The 2911-nt window shown below is 70.5% G+C and carries 2 protein-coding genes; both read right to left on the reverse strand.

Annotated features, from left to right (window positions below):
* Positions 1-53 precede the first annotated feature (53 nt).
* The gene (locus E1284_RS39905) at positions 54-1469 is read right to left on the reverse strand and encodes a bifunctional cytidylyltransferase/SDR family oxidoreductase (RefSeq protein WP_131945313.1); all 1416 of its coding nucleotides are present in this window, start codon (positions 1467-1469) and stop codon (positions 54-56) included.
* 240 nt (positions 1470-1709) lie between these two features.
* Complete coding sequence (locus E1284_RS39910; protein WP_165965619.1) at positions 1710-2810, reverse strand: acyltransferase family protein; 1101 nt, start codon at positions 2808-2810, stop codon at positions 1710-1712.
* Between the last annotated feature and the right edge of the window lie 101 nt (positions 2811-2911).

The following is a 2911-nucleotide window of genomic DNA, read 5'->3' on the forward strand; positions in this document are numbered from 1 at the left end:
GGGGAGGGTCCCCGGCGCCCGCGGGGCCTGGGCGGGCGCCGGGGAGTGGCGCGTCAGCCGGAGCGGCGGCTCAGCGGGTCCTCGCGGCGCACGTCGATGACCTGCCCGGTCAGGTCGGACAGCAGGACGTTCAGCGACGTCCGCGCGACCTGGTCGGCGCTGAGCAGGGTGTGCGGGGGCTCCTGGCCGAACGCGGCGGTGCGCATCGGGGTGCTGGTCCGCTCGGGGTTGATGCAGTTGATCCGCACCCCGTCGCCGGACCACTCGTCCGCGAGGGCCTGCGTGAGGTTGACCGTGGCGGCCTTCGCGGACGAGTACAGGCTGTAGTCCGCGCGGCCGCGGGTGTAGGAGCTGGAGGTGTAGAGCAGCAGCTGCCCGCCGGTCTTGGCGAGGTAGGGGAACGACGCGCGCGCGATGTGGATCGGCGCGAGGTAGTTGACCCGCAGCGCCTCCTCGATCGCGTCCGGGTCGATCGCGTCGAGCCGGCCGATGCGCAGCACGCCCGCGGTGTTGACGACGAAGTCGACGCGCCCGGTCGCCGAGTACGCCTGCGCGAGCGCGGCGGCGACGTCCTCGGGCCGCTCCGCGTGGGTGCGGGTGGTGCCGCGGCTGTAGCCGAAGACGCGGGCGCCGAACCCCTGGGCGATCTCGGCGATGGCGGCGCCGATGCCCTGGCTGGCGCCGAACACGACCACCGTCTTGCCGGCGAGCGCCTCGGCGTACTGCTCCTCGGTCAGGTCGGGGGCGTCGGACGAGGCGAGCTGGAACAGCTTGTCCGCGACGAACATGTCGACGGGCTCGGTGACCTTCATGTTGTGCTCGTCACCGGGGACGACGTAGATCGGCGTGTCCGGCAGGTAGCGGAGCACGACCGTGCAGTCGTCGGTGGCCTCGAAGTTCTCGTCCCGCCACGCGTTCTCGTAGGCGGCGCGGATGGTGGCGAGCCGGAAGCCCTGGGGGGTCTGTCCGCGGCGCAGGTTCGCGCGGCGCGGCACGTCGACGATGACGTCCTCGTCGACCTGGATGATCGTGTCGGCGGACGGGATGGCGACGTCCACGGCCCGGTGCTCGCGCAGGGCGGTCACGCAGTCGCGGATGATGCGCTGGGAGAGCAGCGGCCGCACCGCGTCGTGGAACAGCACGCTGGTCGTCTCGGCGGGGTGGTCGGCGAGGGCGTCGAGCGCGAGCTGCGTCGTCGCGTTCCTGGACGTCCCGCCGGGGAGCACGGCCGTGACCTTCGTGCAGCCCGCCTTCTTCACGCACTCGGCCGCGTCCTGGAGGAAGCCGGGGTTCATCAGGACGATGATCTCGTCGACTTCGGGCGCGTCCTCGAAGACGCCGAGCGTGTGCTCGAGGATCGTCTTCCCGGCGATCTTCAAAAGCTGCTTGGGCGTGCTGAGCCCCATGCGCTGCCCGCTGCCACCCGCCAGGATGACGGCGACGACGCGATGTTCGCCATGCGGGGCCATGACCAATGCGACCGTCCTTTGATCTTGGGGGCGGCCGGACCGGCCGCCGTGACCGTACATGCTGCGGTGACCCGTGGGATGTCGAGGGCGAGCGGGCGGCGCCGCGATCGCAGGGTCAGCTGATCCGCCGGGGAGAACTGCCGCCTTACTGTACCTGGTCTGTCGGATTTTGTGGCGAATTCAGCGATCTGCCGGTTCGCCGTAACCCCGCCGCCGCCGGGCGGACTGCCCGCCGGTCCGTCATCGGCCGAACAGCGGTTTGAGGTTGGGCTCGACCGCCCAGCGGGTCATCTTGCGCACCGGCGCGGTGCTCAGCAGGGTGACGACGACGAAGCCCGCGAGCAGCGCCGACAGGATGCCCGGCACCGTGTCGAACCAGGCGAGCTTGTGCCAGCCCTCGAAGGTGAACAGCCGGGCGACGAACCCGTGCAGCAGGTAGCCGTAGATCGTCGCGGCGCCGAGGTCGCTGTACCAGGTCTGCCGGGACGGGACGACGGCGAGGAAGGCGAGGAGCAGCACCGTCGCGGTGAGCAGCAGCGCCATCCGCATCATCGTGCCGGTCAGCTCGTCCACGCCGAGGTCGGCGTTCGAGGCGTCCCAGTTCAGCCAGCGCGCGTTCATGCGGTCGTGGGTGACGAACGCGACACCGAACCCGGCGACGAGGACGGCGGCGCCCGCGATCCGCACGGCCGGCCGCCGGACGATCTGCAGCACCTCCGGCGACAGCGTGAGCCCGATGACGTAGAACGGCAGCAGCCCGAGGATCCGGTAGACGTCGAGCGTGCTGCCGATGTCCGTCATGTAGACGAGCAGGCTGACGAGCACGACCGTCGCCACCGGGTACCTGAGCCGCCGGCACACCGGGGTGAGCAGCCGCCACACGAACAGCGCGATCAGGAACCAGGTCAGGTAGTAGGGGTCCAGCACGTCGAACTGGAACCGGCGGCCGTCGACCCCCCAGGCGAACAGGCTGTAGGCGCACTGGAAGATCAGGTACGGCGCGAGCGTCGAGCCGACCAGCCGGGAGACCTTCTCGTCGGTCAGCGTGAACCGCTTGGACAGGTAGCCGCTGACCATGACGAACACCGGCATGTGGAACATGTAGATGAAGTTCCAGATCGCCGCGGCCAGCGGGACGTCGCGCAGCCCGGACAGGCTGTGCCCCCCGGCGACGAGCAGGATCGCCAGGAACTTGGCGTTGTCCAGGTGCGGGTCGCGCTTCTTGGGGGCGGCACTCGGGGGAGCGGCGGCGGTCGGCGTCCGATGCGTCTCCGGCGGGCGGGCGGCGGAGCGTTCCACCGTCGCCTCGGCCACGACCGACGCCTCAGGTGTCTGTGTCATGAAGTGAACTCTGATCCTGAGAGGAGGCTCGTGGAGCATACCGGACTAATCACTCCAAGGCCCCCGAAGTGTCGACTCCCGCCCGCCGGCGGCCCCAGGCG

Source organism: Actinomadura bangladeshensis, from assembly GCF_004348335.1.
In the GTDB taxonomy this organism is placed as follows: domain Bacteria; phylum Actinomycetota; class Actinomycetes; order Streptosporangiales; family Streptosporangiaceae; genus Spirillospora; species Spirillospora bangladeshensis.

Coding starts and splice junctions, on each gene's coding strand:
- E1284_RS39910 (WP_165965619.1), bottom strand. CDS start 2,810: ATGACACAGACACCTGAGGCGTCGGTCGTGGCCGAGGCGACGGTGGAA.
- E1284_RS39905 (WP_131945313.1), bottom strand. CDS start 1,469: ATGGCCCCGCATGGCGAACATCGCGTCGTCGCCGTCATCCTGGCGGGT.